24 protein-coding genes, 1 pseudogene and 1 other annotated feature are annotated in these 24287 nt (G+C 37.4%); of the genes and pseudogenes, 11 read left to right on the top strand and 14 right to left on the bottom strand.

Features of this window, described 5'->3' with window-relative positions; all coding sequences use genetic code 11:
* Positions 1–134 precede the first annotated feature (134 nt).
* Positions 135–938, top strand: coding sequence for an NAD kinase (locus tag DPQ31_RS22630; protein WP_208731036.1), 804 nt, complete (start codon positions 135–137; stop codon positions 936–938).
* Positions 939–1172: 234 nt separating this feature from the next.
* On the opposite strand, the gene DPQ31_RS22625 is transcribed toward DPQ31_RS22630, so the two are convergent.
* From DPQ31_RS22625 to DPQ31_RS22590, 8 genes are all read right to left on the bottom strand, one after another.
* Positions 1173–2744, bottom strand: coding sequence for an amidohydrolase (locus DPQ31_RS22625; protein ID WP_208731035.1), 1572 nt, complete (start codon positions 2742–2744; stop codon positions 1173–1175).
* A gap of 87 nt (positions 2745–2831) precedes the next feature.
* Positions 2832–3263, bottom strand: coding sequence for a VOC family protein (locus DPQ31_RS22620; protein ID WP_000600354.1), 432 nt, complete (start codon positions 3261–3263; stop codon positions 2832–2834).
* Between the two features lie 102 nt (positions 3264–3365).
* Positions 3366–4952: an acyl-CoA synthetase MbcS gene (gene mbcS / locus DPQ31_RS22615; RefSeq protein WP_208731034.1), complete on the bottom strand. Its 1587-nt coding sequence runs from the start codon at positions 4950–4952 to the stop codon at positions 3366–3368.
* A gap of 176 nt (positions 4953–5128) precedes the next feature.
* Entirely contained in the window at positions 5129–5326 is a 198-nt protein-coding gene (locus tag DPQ31_RS22610; protein WP_000124490.1) for an alpha/beta-type small acid-soluble spore protein, read from the bottom strand.
* Positions 5327–5406: 80 nt separating this feature from the next.
* On the bottom strand, positions 5407–6621 hold the full coding sequence (thiI, locus tag DPQ31_RS22605; RefSeq protein ID WP_000989269.1) for a tRNA uracil 4-sulfurtransferase ThiI: 1215 nt from the start codon (positions 6619–6621) through the stop codon (positions 5407–5409).
* 6 nt (positions 6622–6627) lie between these two features.
* Positions 6628–7770 (bottom strand): cysteine desulfurase family protein, encoded by a 1143-nt coding sequence (locus DPQ31_RS22600; protein ID WP_208731032.1) that lies wholly within the window; start codon positions 7768–7770, stop codon positions 6628–6630.
* Between the two features lie 228 nt (positions 7771–7998).
* Complete coding sequence (ezrA, locus tag DPQ31_RS22595) at positions 7999–9711, bottom strand: septation ring formation regulator EzrA (protein WP_000377321.1); 1713 nt, start codon at positions 9709–9711, stop codon at positions 7999–8001.
* 210 nt (positions 9712–9921) lie between these two features.
* Positions 9922–10761, bottom strand: a complete 840-nt coding sequence (locus DPQ31_RS22590) for a LysR family transcriptional regulator (RefSeq protein WP_199632454.1) — start codon at positions 10759–10761, stop codon at positions 9922–9924.
* Positions 10762–10885: 124 nt separating this feature from the next.
* Between DPQ31_RS22590 and DPQ31_RS22585 the strand changes: the two genes are divergently transcribed.
* Positions 10886–11830, top strand: coding sequence for a DMT family transporter (locus DPQ31_RS22585; RefSeq protein ID WP_208731030.1), 945 nt, complete (start codon positions 10886–10888; stop codon positions 11828–11830).
* Between the two features lie 11 nt (positions 11831–11841).
* Here the strand turns inward: DPQ31_RS22585 and refZ are convergent, their stop codons facing one another.
* Positions 11842–12480, bottom strand: a complete 639-nt coding sequence (gene refZ, locus DPQ31_RS22580) for a forespore capture DNA-binding protein RefZ (protein WP_000814925.1) — start codon at positions 12478–12480, stop codon at positions 11842–11844.
* A gap of 147 nt (positions 12481–12627) precedes the next feature.
* On the opposite strand from refZ, the gene DPQ31_RS22575 reads away from it, so the two are divergent.
* Entirely contained in the window at positions 12628–13107 is a 480-nt protein-coding gene (locus DPQ31_RS22575; protein ID WP_000494323.1) for a GAF domain-containing protein, read from the top strand.
* 59 nt (positions 13108–13166) lie between these two features.
* Here DPQ31_RS22575 and megL read toward each other — a convergent pair whose 3' ends face one another.
* The gene (gene megL, locus DPQ31_RS22570) at positions 13167–14345 is read right to left on the bottom strand and encodes a methionine gamma-lyase (RefSeq protein WP_000726604.1); all 1179 of its coding nucleotides are present in this window, start codon (positions 14343–14345) and stop codon (positions 13167–13169) included.
* 399 nt (positions 14346–14744) lie between these two features.
* Between megL and rpsD the strand changes: the two genes are divergently transcribed.
* The 4 genes and pseudogenes from rpsD (at position 14745) to DPQ31_RS22560 (ending at position 16739) form a co-directional block, all read left to right on the top strand.
* Positions 14745–15347, top strand: a complete 603-nt coding sequence (rpsD, locus tag DPQ31_RS22565; protein WP_000135316.1) for a 30S ribosomal protein S4 — start codon at positions 14745–14747, stop codon at positions 15345–15347.
* Between the two features lie 243 nt (positions 15348–15590).
* Positions 15591–15749, top strand: coding sequence for a hypothetical protein (locus DPQ31_RS29730; RefSeq protein ID WP_315969873.1), 159 nt, complete (start codon positions 15591–15593; stop codon positions 15747–15749).
* A pseudogene (locus DPQ31_RS29725) lies at positions 15750–15908 on the top strand (type I restriction endonuclease); the annotation flags it as partial.
* 63 nt (positions 15909–15971) lie between these two features.
* The gene (locus DPQ31_RS22560; protein WP_000343665.1) at positions 15972–16739 is read left to right on the top strand and encodes a hypothetical protein; all 768 of its coding nucleotides are present in this window, start codon (positions 15972–15974) and stop codon (positions 16737–16739) included.
* A gap of 88 nt (positions 16740–16827) precedes the next feature.
* On the opposite strand, the gene DPQ31_RS22555 is transcribed toward DPQ31_RS22560, so the two are convergent.
* Positions 16828–16956: a hypothetical protein gene (locus DPQ31_RS22555; protein ID WP_000050940.1), complete on the bottom strand. Its 129-nt coding sequence runs from the start codon at positions 16954–16956 to the stop codon at positions 16828–16830.
* Positions 16957–17106: 150 nt separating this feature from the next.
* Here DPQ31_RS22555 and DPQ31_RS22550 point away from each other — a divergent pair, with 150 nt between their 5' ends.
* A complete protein-coding gene (locus DPQ31_RS22550; protein WP_098911637.1) occupies positions 17107–17409 on the top strand; it encodes a YjdJ family protein in 303 nt (100 codons plus the stop codon).
* 78 nt (positions 17410–17487) lie between these two features.
* Here DPQ31_RS22550 and tyrS read toward each other — a convergent pair whose 3' ends face one another.
* The 3 genes from tyrS to acsA all read right to left on the bottom strand — a co-directional run bounded on the left by tyrS (position 17488) and on the right by acsA (position 21583).
* Positions 17488–18744: a tyrosine--tRNA ligase gene (gene tyrS / locus DPQ31_RS22545; RefSeq protein ID WP_000512094.1), complete on the bottom strand. Its 1257-nt coding sequence runs from the start codon at positions 18742–18744 to the stop codon at positions 17488–17490.
* 70 nt (positions 18745–18814) lie between these two features.
* Positions 18815–19043, bottom strand: a binding site (T-box leader).
* Between the two features lie 176 nt (positions 19044–19219).
* Entirely contained in the window at positions 19220–19780 is a 561-nt protein-coding gene (locus DPQ31_RS22540) for a maltose acetyltransferase domain-containing protein (protein WP_315969872.1), read from the bottom strand.
* A gap of 84 nt (positions 19781–19864) precedes the next feature.
* Positions 19865–21583, bottom strand: a complete 1719-nt coding sequence (acsA, locus tag DPQ31_RS22535; protein WP_000862062.1) for an acetate--CoA ligase — start codon at positions 21581–21583, stop codon at positions 19865–19867.
* Between the two features lie 176 nt (positions 21584–21759).
* On the opposite strand from acsA, the gene acuA reads away from it, so the two are divergent.
* Genes acuA through acuC form a run of 3 tightly spaced genes read left to right on the top strand, consistent with a single transcriptional unit; the run spans position 21760 to position 24217 of the window.
* Positions 21760–22392, top strand: coding sequence for an acetoin utilization protein acetyltransferase AcuA (gene acuA, locus DPQ31_RS22530; protein WP_208731026.1), 633 nt, complete (start codon positions 21760–21762; stop codon positions 22390–22392).
* 17 nt (positions 22393–22409) lie between these two features.
* A complete protein-coding gene (locus DPQ31_RS22525; protein ID WP_002123078.1) occupies positions 22410–23054 on the top strand; it encodes an acetoin utilization AcuB family protein in 645 nt (214 codons plus the stop codon).
* Positions 23051–24217, top strand: coding sequence for an acetoin utilization protein AcuC (acuC, locus tag DPQ31_RS22520; protein WP_208731024.1), 1167 nt, complete (start codon positions 23051–23053; stop codon positions 24215–24217). The genes DPQ31_RS22525 and acuC overlap by 4 nt, the downstream gene beginning before the upstream one ends.
* Positions 24218–24287: the final 70 nt, after the last annotated feature.

The raw sequence follows: 24287 nt of genomic DNA, 5'->3' as shown, positions 1-24287 counted from the left end.
AATTTTTCTAAAAATAAAAAGGTATTTTGACAATTTATATCGAAATATATTATTTGAACATATCATCAGGGAACGGACTCTAATGATATGTAGCACGAAAAACAGAAAATTTAACTGCAGTGGAGGGATACATAATGACAGATCGTCGCAATTTATTTTTCTTTTATGGTGATGACAAAGCAACGCTCGTTGAAAAGATGAAACCAATCTATCGCATTTTAGAAGAGAATGGATTTACCATATTAGATCAACCAAAAAATGCAAACGCTATCGTCAGTGTTGGAGATGATGCAACTTTCTTACAAGCCGTTCGTAAAACTGGTTTTAGAGAAGATTGCTTATACGCAGGGATTTCTACGAAAGATGAAATTTCTTTCTACTGTGATTTCCACATTGATCACGTTGATACAGCCCTTCAAGAAATTACAAAAAATGAAATTGAAGTGCGAAAATATCCAACAATTCAGGTAGATGTAGATCACGGTACATCTTTCCATTGTTTAAATGAATTCTCATTACGTTCTAGCATTATTAAAACATTCGTTGTAGATGTTCACGTTGATGATTTATATTTCGAAACATTTAGAGGTGACGGTTTAGTTGTTTCTACCCCAACAGGAAGTACAGCTTACAACAAATCATTACATGGTGCCGTTGTCGATCCGCTTATCCCATGTTTCCAAGTAAGCGAACTAGCATCTTTAAATAACAACACATACCGTACGCTCGGTTCACCGTTCATCTTAAACCACGAACGTACACTAACTTTAAAACTTAAACCAGACGGTAACGATTATCCTGTTATCGGCATGGATAACGAAGCGCTTAGCATTAAACAAGTTGAAAAAGCTGTTGTACGCTTAAGCGATAAACAAATTAAAACAGTAAAATTAAAAAACAATTCCTTCTGGGAAAAAGTACAGAGAACATTTTTATAGTATTAAAATAACCGCAAAATTATGGGGATCCCATAATTCTGCGGTTATTTATTTATCCCGATTGGCGCGGCCAACAATCTCTCGCTATCCGGTCGCTATTCTTGTCAGTTTTTGTCGGTAAGTCGATATATTTTAATAATCGCTGATATATTTCGAGTTACGGTCGATATATTTCAATAATCGCTGATATATTTCGAGTTACAGTCGATATATTCCGAAAATCGCTGATATATTTTACGCATCTTTTCTATAAACAACCTGGCCATCAATGACGGTCATTTCCGCTTGTACTTCTTTTATTTCTTCTGCCTCTATTTCAAATATGTTTCGATCTAATATCGTAAAGTCTGCTTCATATCCTTTTATAATTTGTCCTCGCTTCGCTTCTTTTCCTATTGCATAAGCACTTCCTGTCGTAAATAAAGAAACAGCCTCATATGCCGTTAATCTTTCCTCAGGCATATAGCATACACCGTCAATAAAACTTCTACGTGTAACAGCGCTATATATGCCTAAAAACGGATTCACTTGTTCAATAGGAGCATCTGAACCACCGTTGCAATGTAAGCCTGCGTCCAGTAACGTCTTCCAAGCATACGCGTAACGAAGACGACGCTCGCCTAGCTTTTCAATGACTGATGGAAAATCTGATGAAACAAAGACCGGTTGAATATCAATAATAGCTGGCAAGTGTTTCATTCTTTCAATCAACTCTTCACGAGCTAGCTGGCAATGAATAATACGGTCACGTACCCCTTCTGCTGGTGGATGTAATTCAAGCGCATCAATGACATATTCAAGCGACAAGTCACCGATAGTATGAATGGCAACTGGCATATGTAAATCACGTGCTTTTTTCACTAAACTTGCAAGCTCTTCACGTGAGAAAATCGCAACTCCATTTGTTTCCTTCGCATCTTCATACGGTTCACTTAATAAAGCAGTTCTTCCGCCAAAAGAACCGTCAGAAAAAATTTTCATCGCACCAAATTCAATATAGTGCTCATTTTCATATTCTTTTCTTTCATTTGCTACTTCATGATGAACGAGTAAATGCGCTTTAAATGGCATTTCTTTTATAACGTAAGAAAACGCATTATACGTTTTTCTAAAACCACCGTAATAATTTAAATCTTCCGTATGCCCACCAACGATTCCATATTGCCAGCAGTCTTTAATCGCTGTTTGCAAAGCTCTTTGTAAATAAGCTTCATCAATTTCAGGCTGAACGTGTTTCATTAATTCTTGTCCTTGTTCATATAAAAGCCCTGTTAACTTATTTGATGCATCCCGGCCAATTTTCCCGCCTTTCGGATCTTGCGTCTCTTCTGTTATGTTCGCTTCTTGCAGTATGTATGAATTCACCCATGTAACGTGACGACAAACTCGTTTTAATAAAATGGGATGTTCTTTCGAAATTGCATCTAAATCACGTGCGTGAACATCTTTCGTATCTGTAAAGTTATTTTCATTCCAGCCTTCTCCGATAATCCAACAACCTTTTGGCGCGTCTTCTACTTGCTTCTGAACAAGAGTAAGTACTTCGCCATAAGATGTACAATTTGATAAATCTAGACGGAGTAACCTCTCTCCATGCCCAATAAGATGCATATGACTATCAACGAGACCTGGAATCATCGTTTTGCCTTCTAAATCGTGCAATTTAACCGTAGTAGCATATCGGTCTTCTAACTCTTCTTTACTCCCAACATCAACAATCACACCGTTTTCAACATAAACAGCGTCTACTTTTTCATTCACTTCTCGCATCGTGTAAATGGTGCCGCCATACCAAATTTCTCCCATATACTCATCCCCTTTTTCCTTTTAGTCTACGAGATTAATCCGTATAAAAAAAGCACCATTTGAATTAAAAATGGTGCTTTCCCAAAATTATTTTTGTTCAGTAGTAGACGTTGTAATTTGCCATTCAATGCTAAATTTATCTTTTAGTTGTCCGTATGCTGGGCTCCAGAACGTTTCTTGAAGTGGCATAATAACTTCTCCACCCTCTTGTAACTTTTCGAATACTTCTTTTGCTTTTTCTGCATTACTAATTTGAATTGCGATTGTTACTTGAGATCCGATTGCATGCCCTTGACCTGGGAATGTATCAGAAATCATAAGGTCCGTATTACCAACTTTTAAAGTAGCATGTAAAACGCGCTCTTTCGCTTCAGCTGGAATCGGGTATTCTGGATTTTCAGGCATGTCACCAAAAGTTTGCATTACTTCTACTTTTGCGTCTAATGCCTCTTTGTAAAACTGTACAGCTTCTTGCCCACTACCATCTAAAACTAAGTACGGATTAATACCTAAAATCATACGGACACCTCTTTTTTTAGTTTATAAAATCGAACTTGTGTTCGTTTTTATAATATCATCCTTTTACATTTCATTCAACTATTTACTTCTCTATTTTCAAAATTATTTGGAAGGGAGCTCCATCTCTTGTTTTCTAAGTTCAATACGACGAATTTTTCCGGAAATCGTTTTTGGTAGTTCATCTACAAATTCAATTTTGCGAGGATATTTATATGGTGCAGTGAGTTCTTTCACGTGTTGTTGTAGCACTGGAATTAATGTTTCTTCGTTCTTTTCTATATTCTCTCTTAATACGATAAATGCCTTCACGACACTCCCTCGAATTTCATCCGGACTTGCGACAACCGCACATTCTCTTACGTAAGGATGTTTTACAAGCGCATCTTCAACTTCGAACGGCCCGATTGTGTAACCAGAGCTAATGATAATATCATCTCCACGCCCTTCAAACCAGAAATAGCCGTCTTCATCTTTTTTCGCTTTATCACCTGTAATATAATAATCACCACGGAATTGTATCGCTGTGCGTTCATCATCTTTATAATATTGCTTAAAGAGGGCTGGTGTTTCAATATGAACTGCAATATCGCCAACTTCTCCTACCTGCACTGGGGTTCCTTCTTCATTAACGATATCAACATGGTTTCCTGGCGTTGGTTTCCCCATTGATCCCGGTCTAATATCCATCCCTTTCATTACGCCAACAAGTAATGTATTTTCCGTTTGCCCATAGCCATCTCTTACTGTAATATCAAAGTGCTTTTGGAACGTTTCAATGACTTCTCTATTTAACGGCTCACCTGCGGATACAGCGCTATGTAACGCTTCTAAATTGTACTCAGTCAAGTCTTCTACCTTTGCCATTAATCTATACTCAGTCGGTGTACAACAAAGCACATTCACCTTATTATCGTCTAATAAATTTAAATACGTTTTCGGTTCAAACTTACCGTTGTATACAAATCCTGTTGCTCCTGAACCGAGAGTTGCTAAAAACGGGCTCCAAATCCACTTTTGCCACCCTGGACTAGCCGTTGCCCATACAACATCATTCTCTTCAATTCCGAGCCAATTTGGGGCGCTCGTACGTAAATGAGCGTATGCCCACGCATGCGTATGAACAACACCTTTCGGGTTTCCTGTCGTCCCTGACGTATAAGATAAAAAGACCATATCTTCTTTATCTGTTTTCGCCATTTCTAACATGTCACTTTCTGTTTCTAATGCTGTTTTTAAATTGATCCATCCGTCTACTGACTGCTCGCTCAGAACGAACTTTTGAAGAGATTCCATCGCCCCTATGTTATCAAACTGTCCGATATATGGTTCATAACTTACAATCGCTTTTACTTCTCCATGTCCAATGCGGTATTCAATATCTTTTTTACGCAACATTTCCGAACTCGGAATTACGACAAACCCTGCTTTAATCGCAGCGATATACGTCATGTAAGCTTCAATTAAACGCGGCATCATAATAAGGAGCTTGTCCCCTTTTTGTAAGCCACTTTTTATAAAAGCGTTTCCAATTTTATTTGCACCTTGCATTAATTCAAAATATGTAACTTCTCGTCTATTCCCTTTATCATCTTGCCAAATTAAAGCAAGCTTCTCTTTATCGTCTGTATATTTCTCTATTTCTGAAACTAAATTATAAGATGGTGGTGCCAACAATTCCTCTCTCTTCATAAACATCCTCCTTTTTCTTTATGCCTCCCTTATATAATAAAGAATTTTCAGTAAATTTTGAACCCTCTTCTTTTGACAATTTTTTTATGCTTTTGTCGAAATGAATTTATACTAATACGAACAACAAAAAGAAAGAGCGGGGAGAACCCGCTCTTTCTAAGCCATTGTATATGGAATTATTTTTGGAAACCGCCTAATTGTTGCTCAGCTAGTGAAACTAGACGTTTCGTAATTTCGCCACCAACAGAACCGTTAGCGCGAGATGTTGCATCCGCTCCAAGTTGAACACCAAACTCTTGAGCGATTTCGTATTTCATTTGGTCTAATGCTGATTCAGCACCAGGAACCGCTAATTTATTTGTGCTACGTGCCATGTTATATCACCTCCTTGTGAGTATAGAGTGTGATAAATAACATGACTTCATACACATTTTAGATATGGTAATTTATGGTTTTAGAAAAGTTCTTCGAATTTTTCTTCTTCCGCTACTACTTCTACCGTTTGTAATACCATTGTTTCTTTGTTTGCTACAGCTTCTTCGATTAATGGTGTGAAATCATATTTCGCTTCAAAACGATTCGCTTTTTCACGCTTCGGCTTCGTCGCTGGGCTTGCTGGTGTGAATACTGTACAGCAATCTTCGTATGGACGAATTGAGATATCATATGTGCCGATTTCTTCAGCGATTTTAATAATTTCTAATTTATCCATCGTAATAAGCGGACGAATAACAGGATAGTTTGTCACTTCATTAATCGTATGCATACTATCTAACGTTTGGCTCGCTACTTGTCCAAGACTTTCACCAGTCGTAATTGCAAGTGCATTACGCTCCTCTGCAATCTGCTCTGTAATACGCATCATCATACGACGCATTACTGTCATAGAATAACTAGATGGAATTTCTTTATTAATCGTTTTTTGCACTTCAGTAAATGGAACAAGGTGAAGTGTTACACGTTTACAGTATTTCGTTAACTCTTGTGCTAAATCGATTACTTTTTGTTTCGCACGCTCACTTGTGAAAGGTGGACTATGGAAGTGAACTGCCTCCACAGATACGCCGCGTTTCATCGTTAAGTACGCTGCTACTGGGCTATCAATACCACCAGAAAGAAGTACCATTACTTTTCCGCCAACGCCAACTGGTAAACCGCCAGCTCCCATGTGCTCACCACACATAATATAGCTGTAACCACTGCGAATTTCTACACGTACATTCACATCTGGATTATGGACGTCTACTGTGATATCCTCTGTATTTTCTAAAATGTGCCCGCCAATTTCTGGAAGTAACTCCATCGTCTTCATTGGGAAACGTTTATCAGAACGGTGCACTGTAATTTTAAATGTTTTCACATCATCTTTTACTTGTAAGAAAGCTGCTAATGCACCTTTTTTAATATCTTCTAATTCTGATGGTACTTTCATCGCTAAATTAAACTTATGAATACCAAATACATCTTTCAATCTTTCAGCAATCGCTTCATGGTCTTCGCCATTTAACTGAATGTACATACGGTCATGTGTTGCATCGATTTTAATGTTTGGGAATTTTTTCAGTTTGAACTTAACGTTATCTTTTAATGTGCTTACAAATTTAGAACGGTTCTTACCTTTTGTCGTCATTTCTCCGTAACGTACTAAAATATATTCATATGTCATCATATTTCTTTACCTCATCACTTCATATAATTTTGGCATTGTCTCTTTTACAATACCTTCAAATTGTTTTACTTCTTCCATCGTGTTGTCTGGTGCTAGACTAATACGAATAGCGCTTGCAGCAGCTGCATGCGGTACTCCCATTGACACTAACACTCTGCTCACTTCATTGGCTTTTGAAGAACAAGCAGACTTCGTTGATACATATACACCGTGTTCTTCTAAAGCATGAACGACCACTTCCGGTTTTAAACCGACAAACGACACATTTACAATGTGTGGTGCTGCATATGCAAGCGACGTATTAATTGTTACATCTTCCATTTCTTTAAAGAAACGTACAAGCTCTGTTTGTAAACTTTGCAAATGAGCTATCTTTTCTTTCACTTGTTCCATTGTCATGCGAAGTGCTTTCACCATCGCTACAATGCCAGGTAAGTTCTCTGTACCAGAGCGATACTTAAGCTCTTGTTGACCACCTGATAAAATCGGATCTAATCTTACGCCATCACGCACGTAAAGAAGACCTGTTCCTTTTACACTATGGAATTTATGTCCAGATATTGAGCAAAGGTCAATATGAGAAGCATATAAATTAAGCGGTACTTTTCCTATCCCTTGTACATGGTCCACATGGAATCTTATTTTCGGATAATTCGATAATAACGTTCCAATTTCAGCAACAGGCTGAATTGCTCCAGTTTCGTTGTTCACATGAATAATTGAAACAAGAATTGTATCTTCACGAAGCACTCGCTTCACATCCTCTACCGATACAACACCATGCTCGTTAACCGGTAAATATGTTACATCAAACCCGAGTTCTTCTAATTGCTTATATGCCTCAAACACAGACGCGTGTTCAATATTTGTTGTAATGATATGTTTGCCGCGCGAACGATTCCTCATCGCTATCCCTTTAATCGCAAGGTTATTCCCTTCCGTTCCACCCGATGTGAAAATAATTTCAGAAGGTTTTACGTGAAGAAGCTGCGCTGCAATCGTTCTTGATTGTGTTAATAGACGCTCTGCCTCTCCTCCAAGCGAATGAATAGAAGAAGGATTTCCAAAATATTTCCCAGCAACCGTTACGTACGATTGAAGAGCTTCTGGATATGGCTTCGTCGTCGCACTATTATCAAAATAGATCATCGTTCTTCCCCTTTCAGCGCTATCACATCATATAATCATATCATAAATACGTGTAATTACGCTAAGACTACACAAAGGTTCCATTTTATCCCGATTGGTGAAGGCTAATAAGTAGTGGAAATGCCCACTGATTACAGTTTCACTTTATTTTGAAACGAATAACCTTACTGTATTCCGCTATTCATTATAGCAACATCGCCTTCAAAATTACACAAAAAAACAAACCCTTTATGAAAGGGTTTGTTCATTGTCTACATATTCAGCTATTTTTTGAACAACGCCAGGTTCAAGTTGCTCTAGTACAGAAGCCGCTTGTTCTAAAGCTGCATCGTATTGATATTCACGGAATAATTTCTCTGCATAATTTAAGCTTTCTGCAAGATTTTCATCATGACTGCGGTAACGGTTTCCGTATTGAATTAATTTTTCAACTAAATACGCTTGTCCAATTAACTCTTCTGTCATTTCAGCTACACCGTTAACAGTTGTGTATGCTTCTTCTAAACTGCTATTTACAGCATGCATATTTAGCGGTTTTATTTCTAATTGCTCATATACAGCTTGCATTGCCATTTGCCCTCTTTGTAAATCTTCCATAATACTCTCTGGAAGACCTGGCAAATTCGACTTTTGCATAAAGCGTTTCGTTTCAAAAATTGTATTGCGCATTTCCTGCAACTTCTCACGCGCTTCAAATTCTTCTTTACGCATCGTTTGTAGCATTTCTTTATATTCTGCATGAAGTACTTTTAAAGTTTCACATTGCTCATAAACCTCTTCTAGTTCCTCACGAATTATAGAGAATGCAATATCTTGTTCAGCAACGCGTAATTGCATCACTTCAAAACGTTTCATTAAAATGTGCATTTGCTTTTCAATTACTTTTTGAGACTCAATATCCTTATCTTGTAACTGATAGCTTTGTTTCACAAGTTGCGTTTCTGCTTTCGTTTCAATTGTTTCTTCACGAAGTTCTTCTAAATCTTCATAAACAGAAAGTGTTTTTTGCTCTACATAATGTCTCGCATGCACTTCTTGTTCTAGTTGATCATAAAAACCGTCTAAACGAGTTTTTAATTTTTCTACTTTTTCAGCCGCTTCCGTTATATGAAGCTCCTGTATATCCATTAAACATGTTTGTAGTTGTGTCGTCATATCGCGGACTTCTTTAGGGATTTCCAAGTAATCTAATACATAACCTTGTCTTACCATATCATTATGTCCGTGTAATAAATCTTCCAGTTGAACTGGTAACGTTGCTTGACACTCTACCAATAAATCTGGAATTTGGTGAATAATGATTTCTAAATTAGCTAAACCTTCTTCCAAACTAATAACAATTTCTCTCGCTTTTAAATAGTCGCCATTATTTGTTGCTTCTTCAAAACTATTAAATTTATTAGATTCGGCATCTAGCATCTCTTCAATTCTCTGCTCAGCTGCTCCATACATGTGTCGATGAGCAAGAACACTCTTTTTCATACTACGATATGTATCACGTAGCCCTTCAATTTCCGAACTATTTTTTTCATGGCTTTCTAACAGTTGCTGTAATTCATTTAAAATGTCTGTAATACGATTATCAGCGTCATCTAAACCACTTATGGATTCGTTCATCGCATGCTTTGCTTTGCGGAAGGAGAATTGCGAGGCGAATTTTCGCGCTTGCCCTAAATCTTTTTCAGCTTTTGGAAGAGTTGTTGATACGATTTCATCCCACTCTTCACGCCATTTACCAAACAGTTCTTCTGTTTGACCTGTCATGTTCAAATCTTTTACTCGCTTTAGTTCATCTGCTACAGGTTTATCTTTTATTTCTTGTTTCCACTGCTCCAGTGCTTCAATATCTTTATATGAACGATTTCTTATCACAAGCTCTATCATGAGCAGCACTAGAATAGAGCTTACTACAATGATAACGATCGTCAGGATAGAATCCATGCAAAAAAGCCTCCTAGTTATATCTCTTTTTTTGTCCGTTCCGTTTATGAAATGGAAGGCATTATGTATAAAAAGGGAATTCCCCTATATTTAACAACTAACAATGTACTAATCATACCATGTAATGACGTGTTTTTGACCTAGTTTTTTTTAAAATTTCATGTTTCTTTAAATGCAATTGTAATCTTTCTTAATCTTCCGCCCGCTTCACTACCTATCCTCAAATGATTGCCATAACGGGCACTCTTTCATATGAGATACGAAATAGATTTTGCGCATGAGTGGGGGTTCAACAGAAATCACATGCACATTCCCCTGCTTTACCGCTTGCTCCACTGACATTTCTGGAAGTAAAGTGATGCCAAGTCCAGCTCCGACCATCGCAAGCATCGGTTCTGCATAAGAAGTTTCAAACGCAATGATTGGTTTCGCACCTATACCTTGAAACATGTTCATAATCATTTTCCTTACATCACATATTTCTGGGTACACAATTAATTTCTCATGTTCCAAACCTTCCATTCGGATTATTGTTTTCTCTTTATAAGGATGATCATTTGAAACTACACAAACAATTTTTTCCTCCCGCATTTCTTTTATATATGTAGCGCCTTCTACTACTGAATCAATGAACATCGCTTCAACCTTCCGCTCTTTAAACAATTCCATTAATACTTTCGTATGCTCAATTTTCCATTCTATTTCGAATCCATCACCTAATATATCTTTGCATTTCGATATGTAATGCGCTGCTAAACTTGGCAATATACCTATCGAAATTCTCCGTTTCTCTTGATACTTCTTCATCTCCGTTTTCACTTCATGTATTTGTTCCAAAATCGGTAACATTCTTGCTATAAATATCTCACCAGCCTCTGTTAACTCCACTCCTTGAGCCGAACGCTTGAGTAAAGTAACCTCTAAATCCGCTTCTAATCTTTGAATTTGTTTACTAAGCGCTGGTTGTGAAATATGTAAAAGCTTACTTGCCTTTGATAAACTGCGCGTATGCTTTACTTCCATAAACGATCGTACTGCCTCTAAATCCATCATATACACCTCTAACAAAAAGTTATAACTGTTATAAAAAATCGATATTTCCTTCTATAAATCATTACTCTTTATACTTATTTCATCAACTTACTATAACGAAATGTAAAGGAGAATGGTACTCTTGAACAAAAAACAAATGCTCTTCGGATCCCTCCTATGCTTACTTGCCGTAACTGCCTGGGGATTTATGTTTCCTGTAATGGCAAATGCCTTACAATTTATCGATCCGTTCTTTTTCACAACTATTCGCTACGGATCTGCAGCTATTATTTTTCTTATTTTGCTATTAATCACTGAAGGGACACATTCGCTCCGCTTAGAAAAACGAACACTTTCTTTATTTTTTTACGGAACAGTCGGTTTCGCTGGATATGGTTTTCTCGTTTTCTACGGACAACAACTTGCCGGACCTTCTGGAGCAATCCATGCAGCGATGATTCAGTCTCTCATGCCACTAATTGCCTTATCATTACAATGGATAACAAAAAATAAGCGTCCACAAAACTACACTTTTCTTTGTATGTTCGTTGCATTACTCGGTGTTATGCTTGTCATTTCAAAAGGAAATATTCACTTATTATTTGGAGCTGCAAGTCACTTATCTACGAATATATTGATGTTATGCGGCGTTACTTGCTGGGTCATTTATACAAATGGCGGTGCTCGTTTTCAATCTTGGTCACCACTTCGATATACAACGTTAACTTGTTTGTTCGGTTCAATGTCACTCATCGTTATTGTCACTTTATTAACTTACACAAACGTCATTACTGTACCATCATTACGCACAATTGTGAGCGTTCGTTTTGAACTCTTTTATATGTCGATTATTGCAGGTGTTATCGCTGTGTTTTGCTGGAATATGGGGAATCGCTATATTTCATCTATTAACGGCATATTATTTATGAATTTAGTTCCTGTCCTTGCACTTATCGGTTCCATATTTCGAGGTTATACGGTCGACAAAATCGAAATTGCCGGAGCCTCATTAACAATTATTGCGCTATTATGTAACAATTTATGCCAAAGAAAAGAAACTACAAGAATCCCCACCTCGGTTCGTTAGGTGGGGATTTTTCACATATGAACAGCTCTTGGCCATTCCTGATACATATTCGTTTTACATAATGCTTGTTCCATCCATTGCTCAATTTCCTTCGTATACATTTCTAAGAAAAATGTTTCGGATGGAAAAGAATGTAATACTTCTGATATATACTGTGGATATAAAAACGGCATATTTATCATGCCTTTTAATTGCGTCATAAACATTGTAAAAGATACCTTTCGAAACTCTTTCTTCATTTGTCCTTCTCTAATGATTTGCTCGATATAATATCTTTCTTTAGAAAAATAAACGGTCATCACTTCACGAATTAATGTCGTATCAAGCGAAAGCTCTCTATAAAAAAAACGTGTCAGTTCCCTATTTTCAAATTGATATCGTAAAATCCCGCGCACCATTTGCACCATCACATCTTTAGCCGACAAATACTCTCTCTGTTCAAAGGACGTTTCAATCACATGAATATATCCTTCTAAAAAATCAGTAATAAGCTGCTCTAATAGGCCTTGCTTTCCAGCAAAATAGTATGAAATATTCGCTACATTCACATCCGCTCGCTTTGCAATGTCTCGCACTGATGTCCCGTCATAACCTTTCGTATTAAACAACGATATTGCCGCATCAATTACTTTTTGTTTCGTCTGCTTCATGCGCTCACTTCCTCTCACTGAACAGCTATAGTTTAAATTTCTTGACTTTTAAGACAAATTCCTTTAATTTTCTATCGACAAAGTCATGTGAAATACATCGTATTTTGCTAATATTTTACACATCTCGATAAAAAGGGAGTTGTTTCCATGTTTACAAAAGAAAGTTATGCAGGTTCTCGTGAAAAGCAGTATGAGACAGTAATTAAACAACTGGATGCATTATTAACTGGCGAATTAAACGTAGTCGCAAACTTATCAAATGCGTCCGCATTATTAAACCAATTTTTAGATCGCGTTAATTGGGTTGGCTTTTATGTAACAGAAGGAAATCAGCTCGTTCTCGGGCCATTCCAAGGGATGCCAGCATGCGTACGTATTCCATTTGGGCGCGGCGTTTGCGGCGTAGCAGCTGAAACGAAAACAACGCAACTTGTAGCGGACGTTCACCAATTCCCAGGACATATCGCTTGCGATAGTGCCTCTAATTCGGAAATCGTTGTACCGATTATAAAAGACGGAAATGTCATTGGTGTACTGGATATTGATAGTCCTGAAAAAAATCGTTTCGATGAAGTAGATCAGCACTATTTAGAAAAGTTTGTGGAAACACTGTTAAAACATATATAAGAAAAAGAGTGAGTTATCGATTAAGTACGTAATGTACGAAACCGATAGCTCACTCTTTTTTATTGATTACTAACAGTAGATATTTTCTTTAACGCTTGCTCCAAATCAGAAACGATATCCTCCCACGATTCTAAACCGACAGATAAACGTATTAAATTATCGAAAATACCCATTTCTTTTCTTAGTTCCGCTGGAATCGCAGCATGCGTCATCGTTGCTGGATGCTGAATTAACGTTTCTGTATCACCTAAACTTACCGCGATCGTAATAAAGTGAAGGTCATTGATAAACGCTTGCGTTTCCTCTTTCCCGCCTTTGACAGAAAAAGAAATAACGCCACCGCCCCGTTTCATTTGGCGAGATGCTAACTCCCCTTCTGGGTACCAAACCCCTTCTACTACATCATGATTTTTTAGGAACGATACAATTTTTTCTGCATTATCACAATGACGATCCATTCTTACTGCTAACGTCTTTAATCCGCGTAATAATAACCACGCATCAAACGGCGCCATAATACCGCCGATATCTTTTCGCATCGGACGAATTTTTTCAGCTAACACTTTCGTTTTACAAATCGTTACACCCGCCACAACATCACCATGGCCACCAATATATTTTGTCGCACTATGCACAACAGCATCACAACCAAGCTCAAGCGGTCTTTGTAAATAAGGTGAACAAAACGTATTATCAACAATGACGAGTAGGCCATTTCGCTTCGCAACTCGAATCACTTGTTTTAAATCGATTAATTTCATCGTTGGATTAATCGGTGTTTCAACGAAAATGAGCTTTGTATTTGGGCGAATCTTATTTTCAATATCAGTCTCTGTCTCCATATCACAAAACGAATGTGTAATCATAAATTTCTCTTCTAACACTTCTAAAAATCCGTACGTGCACCCATATAATCCGTTTGAACAAATAATATGATCTCCAGCTTTTAGAAAGCCAATTAACGTTGCTGAAATAGCTGCCATTCCGGATCCGAAAGCAAGTGCTTCTTCTCCCCCTTCTAACACAGCCATGCGCTCTTCAAATAATTTTACAGTTGGATTTCCAAGTCTTGAGTAAATATAAGACGGATCTACTCCCGCAAAACTCGCCTCTCCTTGCTGCGCAGTCTCAAATGTAAATGTAGACGTTTGAAATAACGGTGGTGTTAAACTTCCTTTATGTTCCTCAGATGTATAACCGTGATGAATTAACGCTGTCTCCATATGCTTCTTTTTCATAAAAACATCCCCTTTATGTTTTTATCCCGCATATTCACCATTAAAAAACTGATGAATGTTTTTACTACATTTTATGTAAGCGTTTTATTTGTGTTTCTATCTCTTCTTTTATATTGTTTTAAATTCCTTCTTATATTAATTTCCAAAATTTATATGCATAAAACAAAAACGTACTCGCTTGACGAAACTCTGGGTAAAAGATATAATAGCGTTTGTGTAAAATAAAAAGGCAGCCTTGTAATGTGAGTTTATCGTTTGTATTTTGTTCCTCTACGGAGGTGTATCTCGTAACTCCCTGCTGCTGGAGCGAAGGTACATGAAAACAAAATGCCCGTAAATATCGATTACGTCTGTTTTTATTTTACGTAAATAAAAACATTTTTAAAGGAGGAGTCAACTATGGCTCGTTATACAGGTCCAGCTTGGAAACTGTCTCGTCGTCTTGGAATCTCTCTAAGCGGCACAGGAAAAGAATTAGAAAAACGCCCTTACGCACCAGGTCCTCACGGTCCTAACCAACGTAAGAAACTTTCAGAATACGGTTTACAATTACAAGAGAAACAAAAACTTCGTCACATGTACGGCATGACTGAGCGTCAATTCCGTCGCACATTTGACCAAGCAGGTAAAATGCCTGGTAAGCACGGCGAAAACTTCATGATCCTTCTTGAAGCTCGTCTTGACAACTTAGTTTACCGTATGGGCTTAGCTCGCACTCGTCGTGCAGCTCGCCAATTAGTAAACCACGGTCACATCATGGTTGATGGCGCTCGCGTAGATATCCCATCTTACCGCGTTAAACCTGGTCAAACTATCAGCGTTCGCGAAAAATCTAACAGCCTTGTTGTTGTTAAAGAAGCGATCGAAGTTAACAACTTCGTACCAGAATACTTAACTTTCGATGCTGATAAATTAGAAGCTACTTACACTCGTCACGCTGAGCGTTCTGAGTTAGCAGCTGAAATCAACGAAGCATTAATCGTAGAGTTCTACTCTCGTTAATGACAAAAAGCCAATCCTGTGGATTGGCTTTTTTCAATTCTCACCATAATTTTTTATATCCCACGTAACATAAAAATCCCAATACTCTATACCCCCACCTAAAACAAATATGTTTTATCTAATCTAATTCAAATAAAAAAATAACCTTCCTATTTCCATACATAACTTATGTTATATTATGAATTTTTAAATAATAGTATTAATATTAATGATTTTTAAACTTTATAACGAGGAGACGTTGATATGGAATTCAGAAATGACATAAACAAAATAGCTAACCAAATTTTAGAACGAAAAGAGTACATAACTAATGAAGAAATGACCAAGCAATCCTTAATTATTCCTTTTCTTCAAAAGCTAGGTTATGACGTTTTTAGCCCTTTAGAAGTTAGACCTGAGTAAATTGCAGACTTTGGAACTAAAAAGGGGGAAAAAGTCGATTATGCGGTTTTCAAAAATGGAGTTCCAATTATTTTAATTGAGGCAAAACCTGTAACAGAAAACCTCCTTAAACACGATGCGCAACTATCTAGGTATTTCAATGCCTTACCTGATGTGAAAGTAGGGGTACTAACTAATGGTATAGAATACAAATTTTATACTGATTTAACAAATGACAATGTAATGGATGAAAAACCTTTCTTCACATTCAGTATGGATAATTTAAGTAATTTAGATATTGAAACGATTGAAACTTTTACAAAAGAGAATTTTGAAGCTGAAGAGATCGTAAAATATGCCGAAGAACTTATTTATATGACCAATTTAAACTCCACAATTAAAGAGTTATTTAAAAATCCTTCAGATGACTTCCTTCGTTTTCTAATTAAAGACTTTAGCTCAACTAGAATTACAAATAACGTTTTAGAGCGGTTCCGACCAATTGTTAAAAAAGCAATTAATCGAACACTATTAGAAATAATCAGTGATGGTTTAACACCAAAAGAAACAAAAATAACGGAGAAAATAGAAACAAGCCTAGTTGCAGCCGCTTCTGCCGAAATAATGGAAGACATTAGCAAAGAAGACAAAACAGATAGAGTTTTCACTACCGAAGATGAACTGACTGCCTTTAACATTGTTAAAGAAATATTAACTGAAAATCAAAGAGACATCAGTGACCTCAAATATAAAGATACTATTAGTTATTTTTGCATCATGAATCGTGTAATCACAAAATGGTTTATACGTCTCTTCCTTGATGGAGATGCAAAATCCTTAGTTGTAAGACTAGATCTAGAAGCTACTAAACAGCTATGCCCTAATTTCGTTGTTGAGCAAGCCCCAAAATCACAGGGAGTAAGTAGAATTTTCATTGATAATGTTAATGATTTAAAAGATTTGGAACCACTTATTATTTCATGCTATGATCAGATTTTAGCTAATGTTTAAAAAGAGGGATTTCCCCCTCTTTTTCCAACACAATGACAAAAAGCCAATCCTCTGGATTGGCTTTTTGTCATTTATATATAAAATAAAATTATTTATTTTCCTCTTTTTGAACATATACATAAGCATCTTTTTGCTCTTTATGTATATCAACCTTCGAATTCTCTGCAAGCTGACCCGCATTTAGCAAAGAAAAAATAATGAGCGCTTCTAGTGACATTTCGTTTTACCACTCCTTTCTATTTGTTATACGTTTATCATACCGCTTACATGTGATTTCCGTATGAACTCGAAAAGGAGATTAGAACAAAAAGGTTACAGGCATACGAATGCACGCTATAATAACCATAAAATAGGAGGTTGATTCTTTTTGACAATAAACCAAATGGTTCAATTTGGCAGTTCATGTATGTTGTTTATTACTTCAGCACTTATGAGTTGGTATCAGGGGAGTAATTTAATAGATTATCCTGATGAATGGAAATATAGCGCTAAGTTCACGAATTACTTTAAAGGCGCCGTTTCAAATTACCAAGATATTTATCAAATCGATTTCTTTATATATGCAGCAAAATTTTATCCAACAGCATTTATTGTTATGCTCATTAGCTTACTTTATATGCTCGTATTAATTCTTCATATTCTATTTACAAGAACTCGTAAGGTAATCTAAATTCATACATAAAAACCCCGAATCATAAACCTTTCAGCCTACAATCCGGGGTACTATTTGTTTTATATTCGTTTCTGATTAGTAACGAATTAAGAAATATTTCTTCTTACCGCGGCGAATGATTGTGAATTTACCTTCGATGCGGTCGTTTTCTGTTACAACATAGTCTAATGCTTGTGTACGCTCACCGTTTACGTAGATTGCACCGTTCGTTACATCTTCACGTGCTTGACGTTTAGATGGAGAAATTTTGCTTTCTACAAGTAAGTCGATTAATACTGTATCTTCTGCAGTACGTTCTACAGATGGTACGTCTTTGAATCCTTGTTCGATTTCGCTTGCAGTCAGTTCTGCTACAGAACCGCTGAATAGTGCAGCTGAAATTTTAATTGCTTGCTCTAATGCTTCTTCACCGTGAACAAGTTTTGTCATTTCAGAACCTAACGCTTTTTGTGCTGCACGTTTTTCTGGCGCTTCAGCTACTTGCTTCTCAAGATCAAGAATTTCTTCATGAGATAAGAATGTGAAGTATTTTAAGTATTTAACAACGTCGCGATCATCTGTGTTAATCCAGAATTGGTAGAACTCGTAAGGAGTTGTTTTTTCTGGATCTAACCAAATTGCGCCGCCTTCTGTTTTACCAAACTTCGTACCGTCAGATTTTGTAACTAGTGGAATTGTTAAACCGAACGCTTTCGCATCTTCTTCTGATTTACGTATTAATTCAAGACCAGCTGTAATGTTACCCCATTGGTCACTACCACCGATTTGTAAGCGGCAATTATGGTTTTGGTATAAGTTTAAGAAGTCGTATGATTGTAAAATCATGTAACTAAACTCAGTGAATGAAATACCAGTATCTAAACGAGATGCTACTGTATCTTTTGCTAACATATAGTTTAAACCGAAGTTTTTACCGATATCGCGTAAGAATGAAATTACATCTAAGTTACCAAGCCAATCATAGTTATTAGCCATTGTTGCTGGGTTTTCCACGTTTTCGAACTCTAAGAAGTTTGAAAGTTGGTTTTTAATGCTTTCTGTGTAGTAAGCAACTGTATCTTTCGTATTTAATGTACGCTCTGCTTTTTTACCACTTGGGTCACCGATCATACCAGTACCACCGCCAACAAGTGCGATTGGTTGATGACCAGCTAATTGGAAACGACGTAACATTAATACTGGTAACATATGACCGATGTGTAAGCTATCCGCTGTCGGGTCGAAACCACAGTATAATTTAACGCTTTCTTTTTCTAATAATTGCTCAAGGCCCTCAGCATCTGTTTGCTGATTAATTAGACCGCGAAATTCAAGATCTTGTAAAATACCCATATCCTACATACTCTCCTTTAAGTTCATTACTGGCGTGAAGGTTGAAAACATAAAAAAATCGCCCCTTCAAATAAGGGACGATTTTGATTATCGCGTTACCACCCTAGTTGCAGGCAAAAAAAGCCTACCACCTTATTTACATAACGGCTTAGCACCGTCTTTTCCCTTTTGAATACAATTCAATCGAAAAAAGATGCTCTAGGGGCGTAATTCGCGATCATCTATGTGCTGATTTCCACCGACCATCAGCTCTCTAAAACAGGGAAATGATCACTACTTCTCCCTTTCCACGCTCAATTATTCATATACTTTTCTTTATACCATCATTTATATAGGCGTGTCAAATAAGGGCCAGATTTCTCTCTTTGCCAATCCTTTATAACGTCACAAAGAATAATTTATTAGACATAAAGAAGCCTCCCTCATCTATTCTTTCATAAATGTATACAGACGAGGAAGGCGCTTCGTTCAAATATTATTTTATTTTTTTAATAATCTTCGCAGGATTTCCGCCAACTACTACATTGTCTGGTACATCTTTCGTTACAACAGCACCAGATGCAATCACCGCATTATCTCCAATCGTTACACCTGGATTAATAATTGCTCTTCCGCCAATCCATACGTTATCGCCAATTGTAACTGGTTTTCCGTATTCTGATCCGCTTATACGCTCAATTGGATCGAGTGGATGCGTTGCTGTATAAATGTGAACACCTGGAGCTAACATACAGTTCACTCCGATTGTTACCGGGCATACGTCTAAAATCGTACAGTCAAAGTTCGCGTAAAAATTTTCACCGACATGAATGTTATAGCCGTAATCACATCTAAAAGAAGATTCAAGATGAATATTATCTCCTGTCGTTCCGAATAATTCTTTTACGATTTCGCTACGCTCTTTCAATTGCTCTTCTGGCGTATCATTTAATTTTCTCGTTAATATACGTGCTTGCTCTCTTTCTTGTACTAAAACTGGATCAGCCGGTATGTACATTTCTCCTAGTATCATCTTTTCTTTTTCTGTTTTCATCATACTATCCCCTTCAACTTATATATATAAGTTCATGATATCATAAAAAAGAAAGGCCTGAACATTTTTCGTTCAGACCTTTCTCTCTTAATCTTCCATCGTTGATAAGTCACCTGTTGGTAAGTTTAACTCCCACGCTTTTAATACGCGGCGCATAATTTTACCACTTCTCGTTTTCGGTAATTTATCTCTAAATTCAATTTGTCTTGGCGCTGCATGAGCTGCTAGGCCTTTTTTTACAAATTGACGAATTTCTTCTTTTAATTCATCAGATGGTTCGTATCCTGCTCGAAGTGCGATAAACGCTTTAATAATTTCGCCACGCACCGGATCAGGAATACCAATTACACCAGCTTCTGCAACAGCAGCATGCTCGATTAGTTTACTTTCTACTTCAAACGGTCCAACTCGCTCACCTGACGTCATAATTACATCGTCAATACGTCCTTGGAACCAGAAGTATCCGTCTTCATCCATATAAGCTGAATCACCTGATACATACCAGTCTCCCGGCATAAAGTATGACTCATATTTTTGCTGGTTATTCCAGATTCCACGCATCATAGCTGGCCAACCTTTACCAATTGCTAAGTTACCCATTGTGTATGGAGGCACTTCATTTCCTTCATTATCAACAATCGCTGCTTTCACACCTGGAATTGGTTTACCCATTGAACCTGGACGGATTTCCATACACGGATAGTTACAAATAACTTGTCCACCTGTTTCTGTCATCCACCACGTATCATGAATACGAAGTCCAAATGCATTCATACCCCAGCGAATTACTTCTGGATTTAAAGGCTCACCTACGCTTAATACGTGGCGTACTTGTGATAAGTCGTATTTTTTAATTGCATCTTGTCCAGCTCCCATTAACATACGGAACGCTGTCGGTGCACTATACCAAACTGTTACACCGTAATCTTGCAGTGCTTCATACCATGCATCTGGACTAAATCGTCCACCTAAAATAACATTTGATGCTCCGACTAACCACGGTGCAAAAATGCCGTAAGCAGTTCCCGTTACCCAGCCCGGGTCAGCAGTACACCAATATACGTCATCTTCTTTTAAATCTAATACCCATTTCGCCGTTTGATAGTGCTGAACCATTGCATTTTGCGCATGGAGAACACCTTTCGGCTTACCAGTAGAACCAGACGTATAGTGAAGAATTAAACCGTCTTCGCGGCCTAACCATTCGATATGTAATTCTTTTGAAGCTTGTTCAAATAAAGGATTGAACGCTACTGTTTTACCGCCTTCTTCTACATTATCTCCAACAAGAAAGACTGTTTTTAAAGCTGGTAAATCATTTAATGGTATACGCTCTAACAATTCAGGAGTTGTAATTAACACCTTTGCTTCGCTATCTTCTAAACGATCACGAACTGCGCCTTCCATAAATGCTTCAAATAGCGGTCCAACAATTGCTCCTAATTTCACTGCACCTAAAAGCGCGAAATATAATTCTGGAGAACGTGGCATAAAAATAAAAACGCGATCGCCTTTTTCAACATCGCCATAATTTTTTAGGACGTTTCCTGCTTTATTAGAAAAATCCTTCATTTCCTTAAATGTATATTTCTCTTTTCGCGATCCATCTTGATAATAAAGGGCTACTTTATTTTTTCGATCAGATTTCGCATGCTTATCAATTGCTTCATACGCCATATTTACTCGGCCTGTCTCATTCCAAGTAAAATTTTTATTAACCTCTTCCCAGTTAAAATTCGCGTATGCCTCTTCATAATTCGGCAAATTATTTTCTCCTTTAATGACAGGAAGCGTTTCTACTTTCATACTTTACATCCCCCTCCTATGTATTCTATTATCTATTATAAAGACATTATTTAAAATTTTCAGTATATTTGTTGATTTTTAGACAAATTTTTAATGACAAAATTCGATTCACATCGCATATATTATAAAGTACGATATTAATAGATTCACAAACCCTCAAGGTGGTGAGCAATACATTGATTCATAAAAAAATATATAATGCTAGAAACTTGAAAACAGCGAAAGGCACTTTAATTATTGAAGGTCCTGTCTCTACCCATAATCTTGAAATGTATGAATTCCATCCAGATTTAATTGCGTTTCGTCCTGCCGAGCAGCAATATAAAGCAATTGTCGAAATTTCTAAATTACCAGAAGCACGTCTCATTATTGCTAGACATGACCAAATGATTGTTGGATATGTTACATATTTATATCCTGATCCACTTGAACGATGGTCAGAAGGAAAAATGGAAAACTTAATTGAGCTTGGGGCAATTGAAGTAGTCCCAGCCTTCCGAGGGTCCTCTGTCGGAAAGAACTTATTAGAAGTGTCTATGATGGACGATTATATGGAAGATTACATTATATTGACGACTGAATATTATTGGCACTGGGATTTGAAACAAACAGGATTGAATGTGTGGGAATACCGAAAAGTAATGGAAAAGATGATGAATGCTGGTGGTTTACAATGGATGGCTACAGATGATCCTGAAATTTGTTCACATCCTGCCAACTGTTTAATGGTCCGCATCGGTAATCGCGTCGATACGGATTCTATTCAAGCATTTGACCGTCTACGTTTTCACAATCGTTTTATGTATTAATAAAGGGGGCAACTGGAATGATTGTAGAAGAAATTATGAATCAAAATGTAGTTACGCTACATCCAAACGATACAATCGAAACAGCAATCCGAACGATTCGCACGAAAGGAATTCGGCACATTCCAATTGTCGATCAAAATAATCACGTCGTAGGCATTATTTCTGATCGGGATGTAAGAGATGCAAGTCCGTCTATTCTAGATGAACAAGTTTCACTCGATATGCTGAAGCAACCGCTCGAACTTATTATGAAACATCCTGTTATGACTTGCCACCCTCTCGATTTCGTTGAGGAAATTGCTACTTTATTTTTTGAAAATAAAATTGGCTGCCTTCCTGTTACAAAGGCTGGTAAGTTAGTTGGTATCATCTCAGAATCTACAGTACTGCACACGTTAGTAAAATTAACAGGAGCACATCAACCAAGTTCACAAATTGAAATTCAAGTAAAAAATGAACCTGGTATTCTTGGAAAAGTCGTTGCTATTTTTAGTGATTTACAAATAAATATCGTGAGCGTTCTCGTTTATCCAGCAAAAGATGAGAATGATAAAGTACTTGTTTTCCGCATTCAAACGATGAATCCTCTAAAAGTGATTGATGCACTTGAAGCAGAAGGCTATCGCGTATTATGGCCAAACATCATGGGGATGCAAGCATGAGTAGCGCGTTTATTTATTCGGATGACTTTCGGGGCTATTCATTTAGCCCTGATCATCCTTTTAACCAACTGCGCGTCACACTTACGTATGATTTATTACAAAAGGGCGGTTTCATCTCTCCTTCCCAAATCATCTCACCACGGATGGCTACAGATGAAGAGATTGCTTACGTTCATACAGAGGAGTACATACATGCGGTAAAACGTGCTGGAGAAGGAAAGTTAGAAAAATCAATTGCGATGACATATGGACTTGGAACAGAAGACACACCGATGTTCTCAAATATGCACGAAGCAAGTGCATTGCTCGTTGGTGGTACGTTAACAGCTGTCGATGCTGTTCTTTCTGGAAAAGTAAAACACGCGCTTAACTTAGGAGGCGGCTTACATCACGGCTTCCGTGGCAAGGCATCTGGTTTTTGTATTTATAACGATAGTTCCATCGCAATGAAATACATTCAAAAGAAATACGGTTTACGTGTTTTATATATTGATACAGATGCTCATCACGGTGATGGTGTACAGTGGTCATTTTACGATGATCCTAACGTATGCACCATTTCATTACACGAAACCGGACGTTATTTATTCCCTGGAACTGGCGCTGTAAATGAACGTGGACAAGGTAATGGCTATAGTTATTCTTTTAACGTTCCACTCGATGCTTTTACAGAAGATGAATCGTTTCTAGAATCATATCGAACTGTCGTAAAAGAAGTTGCCGCATACTTTAAACCGGATATTATTTTAACGCAAAACGGTGCAGATGCGCATTATTACGATCCACTTACACACCTTTGTGCAACGATGAATATTTACCGTGAAATACCGAAGCTCGCTCGCGAAATCGCTAATGAATATTGCGACGGTCGCTGGATCGCTGTCGGCGGCGGTGGCTATGACCACTGGCGCGTCGTCCCAAGAGCGTGGGCACTCATTTGGCTCGAAATGAACAACATCCAAAACATCTCAGGTTATCTTCCTCCAGAATGGATTGACGCTTGGAAAGGACAAGCAGAAACAGAACTTCCCCTCACATGGGAAGATCCAGACAACATGTATAAACCTATCCCCCGTAAACCAGAAATTGAAGAAAAGAATGCATTAACTGTAGCGAAATCCCTTGAAATTATTCGGAATAATATGACAAAATCTTTGTACTAAACGAAAAGGAGGCTCGTTTTTTAATAGCCTCCTTTTATTTATTGTCGGTTTCTGTCGGTAAGTCGATATA

It is taken from the genome of Bacillus sp. COPE52 (genome assembly GCF_003355115.1).
Classification (GTDB): domain Bacteria; phylum Bacillota; class Bacilli; order Bacillales; family Bacillaceae_G; genus Bacillus_A; species Bacillus_A toyonensis.
This window is presented reverse-complemented; position numbering and strand designations above follow the sequence as displayed.